At 65.9% G+C, this 15,965-nt stretch carries 14 protein-coding genes and 2 pseudogenes; 7 read left to right on the plus strand and 9 right to left on the minus strand.

The window, feature by feature from the left end:
• Nucleotides 1-32: 32 nt before the first annotated feature.
• Together H3V53_RS21680 and H3V53_RS21685 are read right to left on the minus strand one after the other, a co-directional pair.
• A complete protein-coding gene (locus tag H3V53_RS21680; RefSeq protein ID WP_336599695.1) occupies nt 33-935 on the minus strand; it encodes an AraC family transcriptional regulator in 903 nt (300 codons plus the stop codon).
• Nucleotides 841-1,361: pseudogene (locus tag H3V53_RS21685) on the minus strand (low affinity iron permease family protein). The gene H3V53_RS21680 and the pseudogene H3V53_RS21685 overlap by 95 nt, the downstream one beginning before the upstream one ends.
• Nucleotides 1,362-1,681: 320 nt before the next feature.
• Between H3V53_RS21685 and H3V53_RS21690 the strand changes: the two are divergent.
• From H3V53_RS21690 to H3V53_RS21705, 4 genes and pseudogenes are all read left to right on the plus strand, one after another.
• Nucleotides 1,682-3,252 (plus strand): annotated as a pseudogene (locus H3V53_RS21690) (DUF1800 domain-containing protein).
• A gap of 2 nt (nt 3,253-3,254) precedes the next feature.
• On the plus strand, nt 3,255-4,448 hold the full coding sequence (locus tag H3V53_RS21695; RefSeq protein ID WP_336599696.1) for a DUF1501 domain-containing protein: 1,194 nt from the start codon (nt 3,255-3,257) through the stop codon (nt 4,446-4,448).
• Nucleotides 4,449-4,623: 175 nt separating this feature from the next.
• Nucleotides 4,624-5,109 (plus strand): VOC family protein, encoded by a 486-nt coding sequence (locus H3V53_RS21700; protein WP_054923874.1) that lies wholly within the window; start codon nt 4,624-4,626, stop codon nt 5,107-5,109.
• A gap of 183 nt (nt 5,110-5,292) precedes the next feature.
• Nucleotides 5,293-5,820 (plus strand): GNAT family N-acetyltransferase, encoded by a 528-nt coding sequence (locus H3V53_RS21705; protein ID WP_336599697.1) that lies wholly within the window; start codon nt 5,293-5,295, stop codon nt 5,818-5,820.
• A 210-nt stretch (nt 5,821-6,030) separates the two neighbouring features.
• Here H3V53_RS21705 and H3V53_RS21710 read toward each other — a convergent pair whose 3' ends face one another.
• Nucleotides 6,031-6,750: a GNAT family N-acetyltransferase gene (locus tag H3V53_RS21710; protein WP_336599698.1), complete on the minus strand. Its 720-nt coding sequence runs from the start codon at nt 6,748-6,750 to the stop codon at nt 6,031-6,033.
• 264 nt (nt 6,751-7,014) lie between these two features.
• Between H3V53_RS21710 and H3V53_RS21715 the strand changes: the two genes are divergently transcribed.
• The 3 genes from H3V53_RS21715 (at nt 7,015) to H3V53_RS21725 (ending at nt 9,611) form a co-directional block, all read left to right on the plus strand.
• A complete protein-coding gene (locus H3V53_RS21715; protein WP_336599699.1) occupies nt 7,015-8,229 on the plus strand; it encodes a DUF2252 domain-containing protein in 1,215 nt (404 codons plus the stop codon).
• A 292-nt stretch (nt 8,230-8,521) separates the two neighbouring features.
• Complete coding sequence (locus H3V53_RS21720; protein ID WP_054923877.1) at nt 8,522-8,848, plus strand: hypothetical protein; 327 nt, start codon at nt 8,522-8,524, stop codon at nt 8,846-8,848.
• 178 nt (nt 8,849-9,026) lie between these two features.
• Nucleotides 9,027-9,611, plus strand: coding sequence for a flavin reductase family protein (locus H3V53_RS21725; protein ID WP_336599700.1), 585 nt, complete (start codon nt 9,027-9,029; stop codon nt 9,609-9,611).
• 19 nt (nt 9,612-9,630) lie between these two features.
• On the opposite strand, the gene H3V53_RS21730 is transcribed toward H3V53_RS21725, so the two are convergent.
• From H3V53_RS21730 to H3V53_RS21755, 6 genes are all read right to left on the minus strand, one after another.
• Nucleotides 9,631-10,476, minus strand: coding sequence for an AraC family transcriptional regulator (locus tag H3V53_RS21730; protein ID WP_336599701.1), 846 nt, complete (start codon nt 10,474-10,476; stop codon nt 9,631-9,633).
• A gap of 81 nt (nt 10,477-10,557) precedes the next feature.
• Nucleotides 10,558-10,917, minus strand: a complete 360-nt coding sequence (locus tag H3V53_RS21735; RefSeq protein WP_336599702.1) for a nuclear transport factor 2 family protein — start codon at nt 10,915-10,917, stop codon at nt 10,558-10,560.
• Complete coding sequence (locus H3V53_RS21740; RefSeq protein WP_336599703.1) at nt 10,914-12,383, minus strand: DHA2 family efflux MFS transporter permease subunit; 1,470 nt, start codon at nt 12,381-12,383, stop codon at nt 10,914-10,916. The genes H3V53_RS21735 and H3V53_RS21740 overlap by 4 nt, the downstream gene beginning before the upstream one ends.
• A 344-nt stretch (nt 12,384-12,727) precedes the next feature.
• A complete protein-coding gene (locus H3V53_RS21745; protein ID WP_336599704.1) occupies nt 12,728-13,951 on the minus strand; it encodes a dienelactone hydrolase family protein in 1,224 nt (407 codons plus the stop codon).
• 75 nt (nt 13,952-14,026) lie between these two features.
• Nucleotides 14,027-15,664, minus strand: coding sequence for an AMP-binding protein (locus tag H3V53_RS21750; protein WP_336599725.1), 1,638 nt, complete (start codon nt 15,662-15,664; stop codon nt 14,027-14,029).
• A 45-nt stretch (nt 15,665-15,709) separates the two neighbouring features.
• Complete coding sequence (locus H3V53_RS21755; RefSeq protein WP_336599705.1) at nt 15,710-15,952, minus strand: hypothetical protein; 243 nt, start codon at nt 15,950-15,952, stop codon at nt 15,710-15,712.
• Nucleotides 15,953-15,965 lie beyond the last annotated feature (13 nt).

The raw sequence follows: 15,965 nt of genomic DNA on the forward strand, positions 1-15,965 counted from the left end.
GCGAGCGCGCTGGCGCATGCGCCGCCGGTGCTTCAGGCTTCGTCGGCGGACGCCCGTGCGGCCAGTGTGGTATGCGGGTCGAAGTCGGTCGGCGGCGCGCCGAGTTCGCGCCGGAACATGTCGCTGAAACTACTGGGCAGATAGCCGAGCTCGCGCGCGATGCTGCCGACGGCGCGCCCTTCGGCGAGCCCTGACACGGCGACGGCCAGCTGCACCTGCCTGCGCCACTCCGCGAAGCCGATGCCCAGCTCGCGCGTGAATAGCCGCGCGAGCGTGCGCACGCTCGCGCCCGCCTGCGCCGCGTGCTGCTCGAGCTGATGGCATTCGACGGGTTCGCGATCACCGCACGGCACAGCGCGTCGAGCCGGCGGTCGGAGGCGTCGGGCAGCGGTATGCGCAGCGACGAGCGCGGCGCATGCTGCAGTTCGAGCATCGCGAGCCGGTAGGCGGCGGCCAGGTAGTCTTCGTCGCGGCTGTGCGCTGCTCGTGCTCGCGATCGACGCGATCAGCTCGCGCAGCAGCCCGTTGATCTCGAATACGTCGCTGCGCTCGCTCAGATGACCGACGTTGCGCTCGTGCAGATAGAGGTTGCGCATTTCGACGTCGCTCATCATGTGGATCGAGTGCTCGGTGCCGGCAGGCAGCCACACGGCGCGCTGCGGCGGAACGACGAGCGCCTCGCGCCCCGCTTCGACCCACATCACGCCCGACACCGCGTACAGCACCTGCGCCCAGGTATGCGAATGCGGGTCGATGCGCAAGCCGCGCGGATAGCGCCGCGCGAGCGAATGCCCTTTGTCGGCGTCGCGCAGTTCGGGCGGCGTGGCTTTTGTCATGGGTTCAGTGCTCGCCGCGGCCGGGCGCGCGCGACTTGCCGTCGCGGTGGCCGTGATTGCCACGTTCATCGTTGTTGCCGTCGCTTTCATCGCTTTCATCGCTTTCGTCGCTCTCGTCGATGAACGGCGAGTCGGTATCGTGCCGCCCGAGCGCAGCGCGCCGCGCGCTTCCTCGGCCAGTTGCTCGTAACGCCGGCGAAAGCGCGCGAGCTCTTTTTCGTTCAGCTCCTCCAGATCAAGCAGCGCGTTGTGCGCGCCGTCCAGCGCGCGGATCAGCTCGTCGAGCTTGATCTGCATGGCGGCCGTGTCGCGGTTTTGCGTGTTCTGGATCAGGAAGACCATCAGGAAGGTGACGATCGTCGTCGACGTGTTGATCACCAGTTGCCATGTATCGCTGAAATGGAACATCGGCCCGCTGACGGCCCACGCGGCGACGACCATCACCGCGATCACGAACGTTGCCGGCTTGCCCGCCATCGTCGAAAGACCTGTCGAGAACTTCGAGAACCAGTCGTTGTGTGTCACTCGCCGCTCCTGTCGCGTGGAAGATCAACCCCGACGATACCGATTCCCCTGCGCCCGTGCCAGCGTGACCCGGACGGCGCAAAATGCAACAGCAGAACGCGCAGCAGAACCTGCAGCAGCTTCAGCAGGAACCGGCCGACCAATCCGCGAGCGAATGAATCTTCGCGGTCAAGGTGGCGAGCAGCCGCGCACCGCGACGCAAAAGCGTCCCGCTGCGCCGTTTTTAACGGATATCGGATGACACACGAACGGGATCGATACACGGCGCGCCAGCGTGTGCGCCGCCCGGCAGGCAGACGGGGAGCGAGACGGGAGCGAGCATGGCCAACACACCCGCAGCAATGACGGCGCCGCCGTTGAGCGCGGCGGCGATAGCGCTGAACCGGTTCGGTCTCGGCGCGCGCGCCGACGAGGCGCCGCCCGCCAACCCGAAGAACTGGCTGCTCTCGCAGTTCGACGCCTATCAGCCGATGCCCGCCGCATGGGCCGCGCAGCCGACGTCGCTGGCCATTGCCGCCGAACTCGCCGAAGCGCGCCAGCAGGCAATCGCCAATGCGTCGAACGCGCCGGGTGCGTCGACTTCGGCGGCCAACGCAATCGCGAATCAGGCCAGCGCGGCACCTGGCGCAGCGGCGAGCAGGGCGCCTGCCAGCGGCGCGCCGAATGCAGCCGCAAACGGGGCCGCCAGTGCGAGCGACGCGCGCAAGGCCACTATGCAGGCCGCAAACCAGGCCGCGCGGATGGAAGCGCGCGACACCTACCGCTCGGCCGTGAACGCGCGCGTCGCGAGCGCGCTATCGACGCCCGCGCCTTTCATCGAGCGGCTTGTGCATTTCTGGTCGAATCACTTCGCCGTGTCCGTCGATAAAGGCCGCGTCGCGCCGTTCGCCGGCGCGTTCGAAATGGAAGCGATCCGTCCGCACGTGCTCGGCCGTTTCGAGGACATGCTGGTGGCCGTCGAGCGTCATCCCGCGATGCAGCTCTTTCTCGACCAGACGCGTTCCGTCGGGCCCGACAGCGTCGCGGCGATGCGCGCCGCGCAGCGCAACCCGGATCGCAAGCCCGGTCTCAACGAAAACCTCGCGCGCGAAATCATGGAACTGCACACGCTCGGCGTGCGCAGCGGCTACACGCAAGACGACGTGACGGAATTCGCGCGCGCGATGACTGGCTGGAGCATCGCCGCCGCACAGGGCCCGCAGCCGGATCACGCGCCGCCTGGCGCGTTCGTGTTCCGCGCGCAACTGCACGAGCCGGGCACGCGGACCATCATGGGGCGCCGCTACGATCAGCCGGGCGAGGCACAGACGCTCGCCGTGCTGCACGATCTGTCGAGTTCGCCCGCGACCGCCACGCATATCGCGACCCGGCTCGCGCGCCACTTCGTCGCGGACAATCCGCCGCCCGACGTCGTCGAGCGGCTGGCGACGGCGTTCATGCGCAGCCGCGGCGATCTGCCCGCCCTCTATCGCGAACTGATCGACAGCGAGGCCGCGTGGTCACCCCTCGCCGTCAAGTTCAAGTCGCCGTGGGAATGGACCATTTCGTCGCTGCGTGGGCTCGGCGTGCGCGAGATCGGCAGCGTGCAGCCCAACGCGCAGATGGCACCCGTTCTGACGCAGCTCGGTCAGCCGGTCTGGCGGCCGGGTTCGCCCGCCGGTTACGACGACATCGCCGCGAGCTGGGCGGCGCCCGATGCGCTCGTGCGGCGCGTCGAGATCGCGCAGCGCTTCGCGGCGCGCGTCGGCGACCGGCTCATGCGCGCTCGCTCGGTCAGACGCTGATGGCGGGCTCGCTGAGCGAGCCGACGCTGCTCGCCGTGTCGCGCGCGGAAAGCGCGTCGACGGCGCTTGCCCTGTTGCTCGTGTCGCCCGATTTCCAACGGAGATAGCCATGTTCACTCGCCGCCGTTTCCTGCGTGTCGCCGCCGCCGGCGCGGGCGCGATGCTCGTCGCGCCGCAGATGGTGCTCGCGCGCGTGCCGACCGACAGGCGCTTCGTGTTCGTGATCCAGCGCGGCGCCGCCGACGGCCTGAACATCGTCGTGCCGTATGCCGACCCGGCCTATGCGACGCTGCGCGGCGCGCTCGCCGTCGACACGTCCGCGGCGGCGAAGCTCGACGGCACGTTCGCGCTGCATCCTTCCCTCGTCAACGTCGCGCAGATGTACGGCCAGCGCGAGGCGCTGTTCGTGCACGCCGTCGCGACGCCGTATCGGGACCGCTCGCATTTCGACGGGCAGAACGTGCTGGAGACGGGCGGCACGGCCGCCTACCAGCTGAAGGACGGCTGGCTCAACCGGCTGGTCGGTATGATGCCGGGCGCGGAGCCGGCGCATCCGGCGCATCTGGCGACCCGCGCGGCCACGCACGAAAACGCGATCGCGTTCGCGCCGACCGTGCCGATGGCGTTGCGCGGCGGCGCGAGCGTGGCGTCGTATGCGCCTTCCGCGCTGCCGCAAGCGCCCGACGATCTGCTCGCGCGTGTCTCGCAGCTCTACGAGCAGGACGCGCAGCTGGGTCCGCTGTGGGCGTCGGCGATGGCGGCGCGCGGCCTCGCGGGCGACGCAAGCGCCCGTCAGGACCCGGCGAGTCTCGGCAAGCTCGCGGCCGGTTTCCTGTCGCGCGACGACGGGCCGCGCATCGCGATGATCGAAACGGGCGGCTGGGACACGCACAGCGCGCAGATGCCGCGTCTTGCGGCGCAGCTGAAGGCGCTCGACACGATGCTGGCCGCGTTGCGCGACGGCCTCGCCGCGGCGTGGAGCAACACGACGGTGCTGGTCGCAACGGAGTTCGGCCGCACGGCGGCGGGCAACGGCACGGGCGGCACGGATCACGGCACGGCGTCCGTCGCGATGCTGATGGGCGGCGCGGTGGCGGGCGGGCGCGTGGTTGCCGACTGGCCGGGCTTGCGCCAGGGCGACCTGTACCAGGCGCGCGACCTCAAGCCGACGGCTTCCCTCGACGGATTGATTACGGGTGTCGCGAGCGAAAGTCTCGGGCTCGATCCCCAGCGGACGGCGCGTACGCTGTTCGCGCAGAGCCGCAGCACGGAGGCGATCACGGGGCTGATTCGTGCCGCATAGCTCCGCCGCAGGTTTTTGACGATCAGTGAGTGCCGGGCACGGGCGCTCCGTTCGATCGCACGAAAAAAATTCATGCATGTGTCGATCCGGGCGGGTCTGATTCGTCGTCATCTTGAAGACTCGCAATCCGGCGAAACTTCTTCACTCGTGAACCTCTTCATCTGGAGACACCATCATGTCCACGCCAGCCGTCAAGCGCATTCCCGAAGGGATGCACACGCTGACTCCGCATATCATCGTCGCGGGCGCGGCCGACGCCATCGAGTTCTACAAGAAAGCGTTCAATGCAATCGAGCAGGTTCGGCTGCCCGGCCCCGGCGGCAAGCTGATGCACGCGTCGCTGAAGATCGGCGATTCGACGCTGATGCTCGTCGATGAAATGCCCGATTGCGGCGCCGGCGCGTCGATGGGTCCGAAGGCGCTGAAGGGCACGCCCGTCGTGCTGCATCTGTACGTCGACGATGCCGACGCCACCATCGCGCAAGCGGCGGCGGCGGGCGCGAAAGTAACCATGCCCGCCACCGACATGTTCTGGGGCGACCGCTACGGTCAGGTCGAAGATCCGTTCGGCCACCGCTGGTCGGTCGCGACGCACCAGCGCGATGTGACGCCCGACGAAATGAAAGCTGCGATGGAGCAGATGGCGCAGGGGCGTCAGTAACGGTTTTGCGGGTTTCGGGGTTTTTCAGGCCGCTATCGGAACGCTATCGGGGCGCTATCGGGGCGCTATTGCGGCGTTATCGTGGCGTTACATCGGCATCGGACGCGCGGCGCTTTTCGTTCGCCGCGCGTATCTGCGATGATCTGCGCTTTCCTCGCTGCTCACGCTTCCTGATACGCACCGATGACGCCTTCTCTCCATGCGCTTGAAACCGGCCGCCTGCTCCTTCGCCCGCACGTTCGCGACGACTTCGACGACAGTCTCGCCCTTTGGTCCGACGCGACCGTCACGCGGTTTATCGGCGGCAAGCCGCTCAGCCGCGAGGAAGTCTGGTCGCGGCTTCTGCGCTACGTCGGACACTGGGCGCTGCTCGGCTACGGCTATTGGGTGATTCGCGAGAAGGACAGCGGCCAGTTTGTCGGCGAGATCGGCTTCGCGGATTACCAGCGGGAAATCGATCCGCCGCTCGGCGATGCGCCGGAGATTGGCTGGGTGCTGATGCCGTCGATGCATGGACGCGGCTACGCGACGGAAGCCGTGCGCGGCGTGCTGTCGTGGGCCGACGCGACGTGGCCGGGCCGCGACACCGTCTGCATCATCGCGCCCGACAACGTGGCGTCGCGCCGGGTCGCGGCGAAATGCGGCTATGTCGAAACGCGCCAGACCACCTATAAGGGACATCCGACGGGCGTCTTCCGGCGCGCGGGCTAAGCCGCACTGAGATTCTTCCTCCCAGCAAGCCCACGAAGGGCGGAAACGCGCGCCATGGGGAATACAGCGAAGAGCGGGTCGCGCAAGGGGAACTCGATGCGATCCGCCGCAGCTTGAAAGCGGTTCCTGATGATGTGACGGCGCTGTCGCCGGTCTGTTCACCGGATAAAGACGGCAGGACGGCAGCCTTGCCCGATTCGACCGCAAGCGTCACCCGCGGCGTGCTTCAATGCACGACTGCAACGAACGCCGCTGCACGCCTTGCGAATCAAAGTTGGCCGCGTCGAGCCATTGCGCGAACCCCGCGCGCAGCGCCGGCCACTCGCTGTCGATGATCGAGAACCACGCCGTGTCGCGGTTGCGGCCCTTGTAGGTGACGGCCTGGCGGAAAACGCCTTCGAACGTGAAGCCGAAACGCGCCGCCGCCTTGCGCGACGGCGCGTTCAGCGAATCGCATTTCCATTCGAAGCGCCGGTAGCCGAGTTCGTCGAATACGCGCTGCATCAGCAGGAAGATCGCTTCCGTCGCCATGCGCGTTTTCTGCAGACGCTGCGAAAACACGACAAAGCCGACTTCGATCACGCCGTTCGGCTTATCGATGCGCATCAGCGAAAGCGTGCCAATGGCCTTGTTCGTCGCGAGATCGATTACCGTGTGGTGCAGCGGGTCGGGCGAAGCCGCGCACGCGGAAAGAAACTCGCGGTAAGCGGCGCGCGTGTCGAACGGGCCGACGGAAAGATACGTCCAGTCGCGGCCATCGGGCGCGGCGCTGTAGGCGTCGTACAGGTCGTCGGCGTGTTTGTCGACATCGACCCGCTCGAGGCGGCAGTAGCGGCCTGTCATCGGCTGGTCGCCGGGCGCTTTGGCCGGTTGCCATTGCGGCATCGGCTCGCCGATCCGTTGGCCGTATTCGTTGACTCGTTCCGCCACGTCGTTCTCCTGTGCATGCGCGCTGTGAAGTGTGCCAAGCGGGCACGATACGGCAAACGCCGCGCGCCCGTAAGAACCAGGCGGGCGCCAATCGATGGAGCCAGCCGCGGCGTTCGCTCAACCGCTCGTGCCGGCGCATGAGGCCGCGGGCCGCGCACTGCAACGCAGGCGGTCGCCGCCTTGGCGCGCGGATTGCGTGCGTTTGGAAGTGAAAGGCGGCCGATGCAGAATGGTCCGGATCGCCGCCAATCGTACGAGGTCAGCATGCTCAATGTCGCCGACGAAATCGCCCGCTTCAACGCAGGGCGTGATCCAGATCGCCTCGCGATGAAATACACGCGCATGCGCACGTCGCCATTCGTGTTTCTGCGCGGCACGTGCCATCTGTTCTACGCGCGTCTGGCGCGGGGCACCGTGCTGGACGGCTCGCCGCGCGCGTGGATCTGCGGCGACCTGCATCTGGAGAATTTCGGCAGCTACAAGGGCGACAACCGGCTGATCTATTTCGACATCAACGACTTCGACGAAGCCTGCCTCGCGCCGTGTCTGTACGAGATGATCAGGCTGCTGTCGAGCGTGCTGGTCGCCGCCGACGGCCTGAAGCTCAGCCGCGCCGAGGCGCTCGCGCTGTGCCATGCGGCCATCGATGCCTACTCGGCCGCGCTGCGTTTCGGCAAAGTGCGCTGGATCGAAGAGGAGACGGCTGAAGGCATGGTCGGCGAACTGTTCGCTGCCCTTCATCAGCGTTCGCGCGTCGATCATCTGAACCGGCGCACCGAGCTGAAGGCGAAAAAGCGCGCGCTGCGCGTCGACGGCAAGAAGGCGCTCCCCGTCACCGGCGAAGCGCGCGCGAAAGTCGTCGCGTTCATGAACGACTTCGCAAAGCAGGTGCCGAATCCGCAGTTCTATCAGACCATCGACGTCGCGCGGCGCATCGCGGGCACGGGCAGCCTGGGCGTCGATCGTTACGTGATCCTTGTCGAAGGCAAGGGCTCGCCAGATGGCAACTACCTGCTCGACATGAAGCTGGCCCTGCCTTCCGCCACCGCGCCGCGCGTCGGCACGCCGCAGCCGGAGTGGGGCAGCGAGGCCGAACGCGTCGTCGAGATCCAGAGGCGCGACCAGGTCGTGTCGCAGGCTTTCCTGCATGCAGTTTCTTTCGAGCAGCGTCCCTATGTGCTGCGCGGGTTGCAGCCGTCGGAAGACCGCGTGGCGCTCGACAACTGGAACGGCAAGCTGCCCCGGCTCGAATCGGTGGTGCGCAACATGGCGGAGCTGGTCGCGTGGGCGCATTTTCGCAGCAGCGGGCGGCAGACTTCCGCGATCGCCGACGATCTGATCGCGTTCGGCGAAGACAGCAAATGGCAACTGCCGTTGATCGAGCTGGCGACGCAATGCGAAGCGCAGGTCGTCAGCGACTGGAAGGAATACTGCGAAGCGTTCGATCGCGGCGCCTTCAATCTTCATCCAAAGGCATGAATCCGGCCGCGCGGCGACTAACGCGCGACGAGCGCCTCCGTTGCCGTGGGACCCTCGCCGAACGAACGCACAGAAACGTTCGTCAAAATCGCACGAGTTGGCGCACTTTACGCCGGCGGGCGAGTGTGTAAATCTGGCGATGGCGTCGCGGTGAAGGGTGCACGGTTTTCATGGTTCGCATTTTCCCTGCCGGTCGGAAACAGACGAATGCCCGACGCCGCGCACGGGCGCGCTGCCCGCAAGGCATGAAAATGCCTTCCTATGAGTCACTTCCACAACAGGAGACGGCACTATGGAAATCGAAGCGACCGCATGGTTCCCGCTGGACGACTACACGCCCATCAGGGACGGGTGGTACGAGGTTCAGCTGGTCAGCGGAGATACGGCATTTGCAAAATACGTGGACGGCGGATGGACCGAACGGCCGCTCCTCGTGTTCACGCATTGGCGCGGATTGAGCGAAGATCCCGCGCGCGTGGACGAACCGGAAACCATCGACGCCGAAGCAACGGCAGCCGAGGGCGTGCGCGCGGCGTGGAACGCGTTTTTCCCGGGTGCGAACGGCGAGGCGCACAAGCCGCTCGATGTCACGCACGGCAAGCCGCCGACGACGCACTGACTCCTCCCCATGCGGATCTGTGGGCGGCGCATCGGCGCCGCCGTTTTTTTGCGCGCTCGCGTCTCGTTGATGTCGTCTGCCGCCGCCCACGCCTGATGCCGCGTCCCGCTCACCCCCGCGCACTCGCGTCTTGCCCGCCTTGGCTAGAATGAAGCGATCGATATCGCGAAGGTCACCCATGCAAGCATTCCGCCAACCCGTCGACCTGGCGCGCGCGACGCGCCTTCTTAACCACGGCCCTGTGACGCTGGTCACGAGCGCGCACGGTGGCCGCTCGAACGTGATGGCCGCGTCGTGGGCGATGCCGCTCGATTTCGTGCCGCCCAAGGTCGTCGTCGTGATCGACGCGAGGACGTTGACGCGGCAACTCGTCGAAGCGAGCGGCGTGTTCGGCTTGCAGTTGCCCACGCGCGGGTTCGCCCGCCATACGCTCGCGGTCGGATCGAATGCGGGCGTCGAAATCGACAAGTTCGCGGCGCTCGAACTCGCCACCTTCGCCGCGCAGAAGATCGACGTGCCGATGCTGGAAGGCTGCGTCGCGTGGTTCGAATGCAAGGTGATTCCCGACGACGCCCAGCGCCACGACCTGATTCTTGCCGAGGTCGTCGCGTGCTACGCGGACAGCCGTGTCTATTCGGACAACCGCTGGCACTTCGGCGACGACCACGACATGCGCACCTGCCATTACGTGGCAGGCGGCACGTTCTTCGAAACAGGCGATACCTTCGAGGTCGACGCCGCGCCGCTCGGCGGCAAGGTCTGATTCACGCCGCGCCCGGCTCTCAGCGCTTGAGCGGCAGCCAGATTTCGACGCCGCCCATGCCCGTCACAGCATTGAACTGCTCGCTGTAGCGCTCGAAGTTCGGCGCATCGGCGGGCGCGTGGCCCGATTCGGGCAGCCACTTGTTCCAGATCGTGTTGCACGTGCGGCGTATCGTCGAGATGTGCTCGCGGTGCGTGAACACCGCGTAGCGTTGCGCGGCCATCCGTACGCGGCTGAGTTCGGCGGGCAGGCCGGAGAAGTCGGCGACTTCGACGCCGCACAGATAATCGAAGTTGCCCGCGTCGTCGGGGTTGTAGCAGACGCCGTAGGCGACCTGCCCGATCTGGCCCGGCACCTTGCCGAAGAGCGGGTTGAAACGTTGCCATTGAGCGGGAATGCCCGAGCTGCTTTCGCAGTTGTAGCGTTCGCTCAATCCCGCGACGAGCAACGCGTTGCCGTCGACGAAACGCGGCGGTTCGAGCTGTGCAAGAAGAGATTCATCCATTTTGATCGGCTCCACGAGTGCGATGTTGTCGAGATGACCTTGCGCGCGCAACGTTTCGGGCGTGAGCCCGAACTGCTCGCGAAACGCGCGCGTGAATGCCTCATGAGAGCCGTAACCCGCATCGACGGCGACGGCGAGAATATCCGGCGCGCCCTGCGCGAGACGCCGCGCCGCTTCCGTCAAACGCCGCGCGCGCACGTAGCGCATCACCGCGTATCCCGTCGCGGCTTCGAACGCGCGCGACAGATGAAAGCGCGACACGCAGCCGCAAGCGGCGATATCGTCGAGCGACAACTCGCCGTGAAAGTGGCTTTCGATAAACCACAGCGCTTTTCCGGCGGGGTTTCCGACTGGGTTCATAGGGACTCTCGTTTCGGCATGAACCCAGCTTATCGGCCGGGCGCCCGGTTCATTTGATCGCGCTTGCGGTTCTGCGCGCGATCATGGCGCCGTGACGTCGTTGGCGGGCGAGCCGAAATACACCTGCACCTCGACGATCTTGCCGTTCTCGACACGAAAGAACTCGGTATTGCGAAACGCCGCGCGATGCAGAGGCTTGCATGCGTAGCGCACGAATGCTTCGTTGCCTTCGCAAAAGAGCTTCTCGATGCGGAAGGATTCGAGCTGCTCGCTGAACGGCCAGCAGCGCTCGAAATACGTGCGCCGGTCGATATGATCGTCTTGCGGACTCGTGAAATGGAAATCGTCGGCGAGCAGCGCCTCGATGGCGGCGCGGTCCTTGTGCTGATACGCCGCGAAGCAGCGGCGCACCAGGCTCGCGACATCCGTGTTCGTGTTCATGGCGACTGCTCCATCGACTGCTTCAACGTCCCGTCGCTGCGCTGCTGCGCAGAAGCCGCTTGCCACGCGGGCCGCAACCACGCGCCGCCGATCGTCGCGGCCAACGCGGCAAAGATCGCGCCGACGAGAAACGCCACGTGATAGCCGCTCGTGAGCGCGGCGGGCGTGTCGGCACGCGGCGCGCCCGTGCTCGCCGATTGCGCGGCCGCGAGACTCGCCAGCACCGCGAGCCCAAGAGCGCCGCCCATCATGAACGACGTGTTGACGATGCCCGAGGCGAGACCCGAATCCGACGGATCGACATCGCTCATCGCGGCGAGCAGCAGCGGATTGAACGCGACGCCCGCACCGATGCCGAGCAGGACCATGCCGGGCAGCACATCGGTGACGAAGTGGCCGTCAACAGGCGCGCGCGCGAACAGCAGCAGGCCGAGCGAAGCGAGAAACAGGCCTGCGGCGAGCGGTCGTCGGATGCCGAAGCGCATCACCACGCGCGCCGACAGCCCAAGCGAGAAAAAGCCCATGATCAGATTGGCCGGCAGGAACGCGAGGCCGACGTGCAGCGGCGCGTAGCCGAGCACGCGTTGCAGATAGAGCGCGGAGATGAAGAACCACGCGAACATCGCGGCGGCCCACAGCACGCCGACCGCGTTGGCTGTCGCGACGTTGCGCAGCGCGAGGAGCTTGAGCGGCATCAGCGGATGAACGACGCGCGCTTCGATCGCGAGAAACGCGCCGAGCAGCGCCAGCGCGACGACGATCAAGCCGAGCGTTTGCGCCGACAGCCAGCCGGCCTCGTTGCCGTTGACGATGGCGTAGACGGCCAGCATCAGCGACGCCGTGACGCTCGCCGCGCCTGCCACGTCGAGCCGCTCGCCGTGCGCGTGCCCGCGGCCCGCCGGCAGCAGCGCGATGCACATCGCGTACACGGCGATGCCGATGGGGAGGTTGACGAGAAAGATCCAGTGCCAGCTCAGCAGGTTGGTCAGCAGCCCGCCCAGCAACACGCCGATGCTGCCGCCGCCCGCGCACACGAAGCCGTAGACGCCCATTGCCTTCGCGCGCTCGCCTTCTTCGGTGAACAGATTCATGATCAGCGACAGCGATACAGCCGATACGACCGCGCCGCCCAGTCCCTGAATGGCGCGCGCGCAGACCAGCATGATCTGCGAGTTGGCGAGTCCGCACGCCAGCGACGCGAGCGTGAACAGCGTAATGCCCGCGAGAAAGAGCTTGCGATGACCGTACAGATCGCCGAGCCGCCCGCCGAGCAGCAGGAAGCCGCCGAACGTCAGCATGTACGCATTGACGACCCACACCAGCGCGGTTTCGGAAAAGCCCAGATCGGCTGCAATCGACGGCAGCGCGACGTTGACGATCGTCGTGTCCAGAACGATCATCAGCACGCCCATGCACAGCACGATGAGTGCAAGCCAGCGTGTGCGTCCTTCGATGTTATGCGTCATGCGTGCGTTCCCTCCATGGCTGTCGGCGACCTTTCAGTCTAGTCACAGCGCGTCCCGCTCGACAACTGGAAATTCCCGCGCGGACGGCGCCGTTCTATGTACGACGATCGAACGCGCGGAAAATCGACATCTGTCGGCGCGCCAGTGCGCGCTCGTGCGCGGGACGCGTGTGGGTCGCGTCGAGAAAGCGCCCGATGGACGGATATGCCGTATTGCGATTGCCGCGCGGGGCGGTGCCTTCGAGCGGGGGAAGCATCGGAAGGTCGGCGGCTGTGAATACGTTGCCTCGAACCAGTGTGTCGCGCAAGAGCGCGGCGTCTATGCTTTGCTTCGCACGTGCGCCGTCACACCGACCACTTCCCGCCCATCAACCCATTCGAAGGCAACGCTTCATCCAGCAACTTCTTCGCGCTCTCGATTCCCGCGACAGGCAAACCCTTCGGATCGAGCAGACCGACCTGCACGAGCACGCAAGCCTGATCCCAATAGATGTGCTCGTTGTACAGCTTGTCGCCGCGAAAGCACACGACAGCCAGCATCGGCACTTCGAAGTACTTGCCCGTCGGCGCGACGCCCGGCAGCAGCCAGTCGATCTCGCAGCTATGCGTGCACGCAAAGATGAATTCGTCGACGATGCGGTCCGAGCCGATGGTCCGCGAAATGGGGATCAGCTTCGTATCGGGCGGATTCGAGTTGACGAAGTGGTTCGTATAGAAGCGCTTGAGGTTGTCGTAACCGACGCCGCCCGTCATTGTCGGCACATGGTTGACATACGGTTGCGCGACCATCGTCGGCATGACGGCTTCGACGTCGCGCGTGGCGAACTCGAAGTAGCAATGCTGTTCCCACAACATATTCAGATCGTAGAGCGGACCGAGCACCTTGCGCAGCAGCGCGAGCGTGCGCGAGTACGCCATCATTGCGGCGGGCTTGTCGTACTGCGGGCGCGAGGGCGAAGCAAACGCGTGATCGCAGCCCGCATACACGTACTGCCCGATGTCGGGATGCGCGCGCAGCGCGGCGCCGATCTGCTCGCGCACAGGCGGCGGACAATACGAATCGTTTTCGGCGAAATGAAACACCATCGGGCAGCGAATGTTCTTCGCTTCGTCCAGATACGCTTCGAGCCCCACGCCGTAGTAGCTGACGGCGCAATCGACGTCCGTGCGCGCCGCCGCAAGCATCGACAGCTTGCCGCCGAGACAATAGCCGACGGTGCCCACCTTGCCTTGCTGTTCGGGCAGCGCGCGCAACGCGTCGATGGTCGCGGCGATATCCTGCACGCCGAGATCGACGTCGAACTTCGCGTGAAAGTCGAGCGCGCGCTTCATGTCGTCGCCGTCATAGCCGAGCACGACGTTCGGCTGGATGCGCCAGAACAGATCGGGCACGAGCACGACGTAGCCTTCTTCGGCGTAGCGGTCGGCCGTTTGCTTCAGATAATCGTTGATGCCGAAGATTTCCTGCAGCAGCACGAGGCCGGGGCCCGATCCTTGCGCCGGACGCGCGACGTATGCATTGAAACGGCCGCCATCGCGGGCGGCGACTTCGATAAAGGAACCGGACATCAGATGTGCCTCGATGATGGGACGAAGGGGGCTGCGCGTGCCGGCGTTCATCGTCATCGAGTGGAGCGGGGCACGCTACATCGCACGCAATGCGAACCGCTTGAGCTTGCCGGTTTCGGTGCGAGGCAGCGCGTCGATGAAGGCGACGACGCGCGGGTACTTATACGGCGCAACGGTATTCTTCACGAATTCCTGCAACTCCGCGACGAGTTTCTCATCCGCGCTGTACCCCGCGTTGAGCACGACGAAGGCCTTCACGACCTGTCCACGGGTCTCGTCCGGCACGCCGATCACGCCGCATTCGGCGACGGCCTTGTGCTGCATCAGCACGCTTTCGACTTCCGGGCCGGAGATGTTGTAGCCCGCGGAGACGATCATGTCGTCGGCGCGCGCCTGATAGAACACGTAGCCGTCGGCATCGATATAGACGGAATCGCCGGGCAGATTCCAGCCGTCGCGCACGAACTTGCGCTGGCGGTCGTCGGCGAGATAGCGGCAGCCCGTCGGGCCGCGCACGGCGAGCTTGCCGATCGTGCCTGCAGGCACGGGCTGCATGTCGTCATCGACGGCCCGGATCTCGTAGCCGGGCACGGCCTTGCCGATCGCGTGCGGCCGCACGTCATGACCCGCCGACGAAATGAAGATATGGATCATCTCGGTGCCGCCGATGCCGTCGATCATCTCGATGCCGCTCTCGTCGCGCCACAGTGCGCGCGTCGAGTCGGGCAGCGCCTCGCCCGCCGACACGGTCTTCTTCAACGACGCGATGTCGAAGCGCGGAATCAACGGCGCCATCTGCCGATAGAAAGTCGGCGCGGTGAACATCACGGTCGCGCGAAACCGCTCGACGTTTTGCAGCAGCGTTTCAGGCGACTGCTTTTCGATCAGCACCGTCGATGCGCCCGCGCGCAACGGAAAGCACAGCAGTCCGCCCAGGCCGAACGTGAAAGCGAGTGGCGGCGTGCCGCAGAAGATGTCGTCGGGGGTGGGTTCGAGTACGTGGCGCGGGAACAGATCGCACATCGCGAGCACGTCGCGATGAAAGTGCATGCAGCCCTTGGGCGCGCCCGTGGTGCCGCTCGTGAAGGCGATCAGGCAGACGTCGTCGGCGGCTGTGTCGCAGGCCTTGAAATCGGCGGATTTCGATGCAGCCAGCGTTTCGAGCGAACCCGCTCCATCGTCGTGGAAGATCATGGTCTGCTTCAGGCCTTCGCAGAAGAACTCGTCGCCTGCCCGGGTGCAGCGCGCGAGTTCGTTTATCAGCCGCGCATCGCACAGCGCTGCGCCGATCTGCGCCTTGTCGGCGATCTGCTTCAGTTCCTTCGCGCGCAGCAGCGGCATCGTCGGCACGACGACGAGCCCTGCCTTGAGCGCGGCGAGAAACGCGACGGCCATCTGCAACGTGTTCGGCCCGCGCAGCAACACGCGATTGCCGGGCTGCAAACCCATTTCATCGACCAGCACGTGCGCGCTGCGATTGACCATCGCGAGCAGTGCGCCATAGGTGGTCGCGTGTGGCTTGCCGTCGATATCCGACCAGATGGCGGGCCGGTCGCGATGCCCGCGCTCGACGGCACGATCGAGCAGTTCGGTCGCGCAGTTCAAACGCGCGGGATACGCGACGTCCGGGTTGTCGAGCAGAAACACCGGCCATTGATCCTGCGGCGGCAAGTGATCGCGCGCGAAGGTATCGACGTGAGCTGACGGTTCCATCATGAGACTCCCCTGGTGGTCGGGTGTGTGAGCGCGCCTGGTTCGCTAACGCTCCACGACGATCGTGGTGATGAAATAAAGGGCGACGCACAGCATCGTCGCCGTCCCTGTGCAGTTCGCCCAAAGCTTGAGGGACCATCTCCGCCATGCGTAGGCGTTGATGACCGCCGCCAGCGTGGCTGGGCCAAAAAACAAAAAGCTAAGCAACGGCCACCCGTACTGTGGGAAAGCGCACTTTCCCAATTCGTGGCAGCCGTGCACGACCTGTTGAATCGCGGAACCAATCATTCGGTTTCTCCGG

It is taken from the genome of Paraburkholderia bengalensis, assembly GCF_037126505.1.
GTDB lineage: Bacteria > Pseudomonadota > Gammaproteobacteria > Burkholderiales > Burkholderiaceae > Paraburkholderia > Paraburkholderia bengalensis.

Bases quoted from the DNA above. Each gene is read 5' to 3' on its own strand.
- H3V53_RS21700 (WP_054923874.1), top strand. From the start codon at position 4,624: ATGTCCACGCCAGCCGTCAAGCGCATTCCCGAAGGGATGCACACGCTG.
- H3V53_RS21705 (WP_336599697.1), top strand. From the start codon at position 5,293: ATGACGCCTTCTCTCCATGCGCTTGAAACCGGCCGCCTGCTCCTTCGC.
- H3V53_RS21735 (WP_336599702.1), bottom strand. From the start codon at position 10,917: ATGAACACGAACACGGATGTCGCGAGCCTGGTGCGCCGCTGCTTCGCG.
- H3V53_RS21740 (WP_336599703.1), bottom strand. From the start codon at position 12,383: ATGACGCATAACATCGAAGGACGCACACGCTGGCTTGCACTCATCGTG.
- H3V53_RS21725 (WP_336599700.1), top strand. From the start codon at position 9,027: ATGCAAGCATTCCGCCAACCCGTCGACCTGGCGCGCGCGACGCGCCTT.
- H3V53_RS21755 (WP_336599705.1), bottom strand. From the start codon at position 15,952: ATGATTGGTTCCGCGATTCAACAGGTCGTGCACGGCTGCCACGAATTG.
- H3V53_RS21750 (WP_336599725.1), bottom strand. From the start codon at position 15,664: ATGGAACCGTCAGCTCACGTCGATACCTTCGCGCGCGATCACTTGCCG.
- H3V53_RS21730 (WP_336599701.1), bottom strand. From the start codon at position 10,476: ATGAACCCAGTCGGAAACCCCGCCGGAAAAGCGCTGTGGTTTATCGAA.
- H3V53_RS21680 (WP_336599695.1), bottom strand. From the start codon at position 935: ATGAAAGCGATGAAAGCGACGGCAACAACGATGAACGTGGCAATCACG.
- H3V53_RS21720 (WP_054923877.1), top strand. From the start codon at position 8,522: ATGGAAATCGAAGCGACCGCATGGTTCCCGCTGGACGACTACACGCCC.
- H3V53_RS21715 (WP_336599699.1), top strand. From the start codon at position 7,015: ATGCTCAATGTCGCCGACGAAATCGCCCGCTTCAACGCAGGGCGTGAT.
- H3V53_RS21745 (WP_336599704.1), bottom strand. From the start codon at position 13,951: ATGTCCGGTTCCTTTATCGAAGTCGCCGCCCGCGATGGCGGCCGTTTC.
- H3V53_RS21695 (WP_336599696.1), top strand. From the start codon at position 3,255: ATGTTCACTCGCCGCCGTTTCCTGCGTGTCGCCGCCGCCGGCGCGGGC.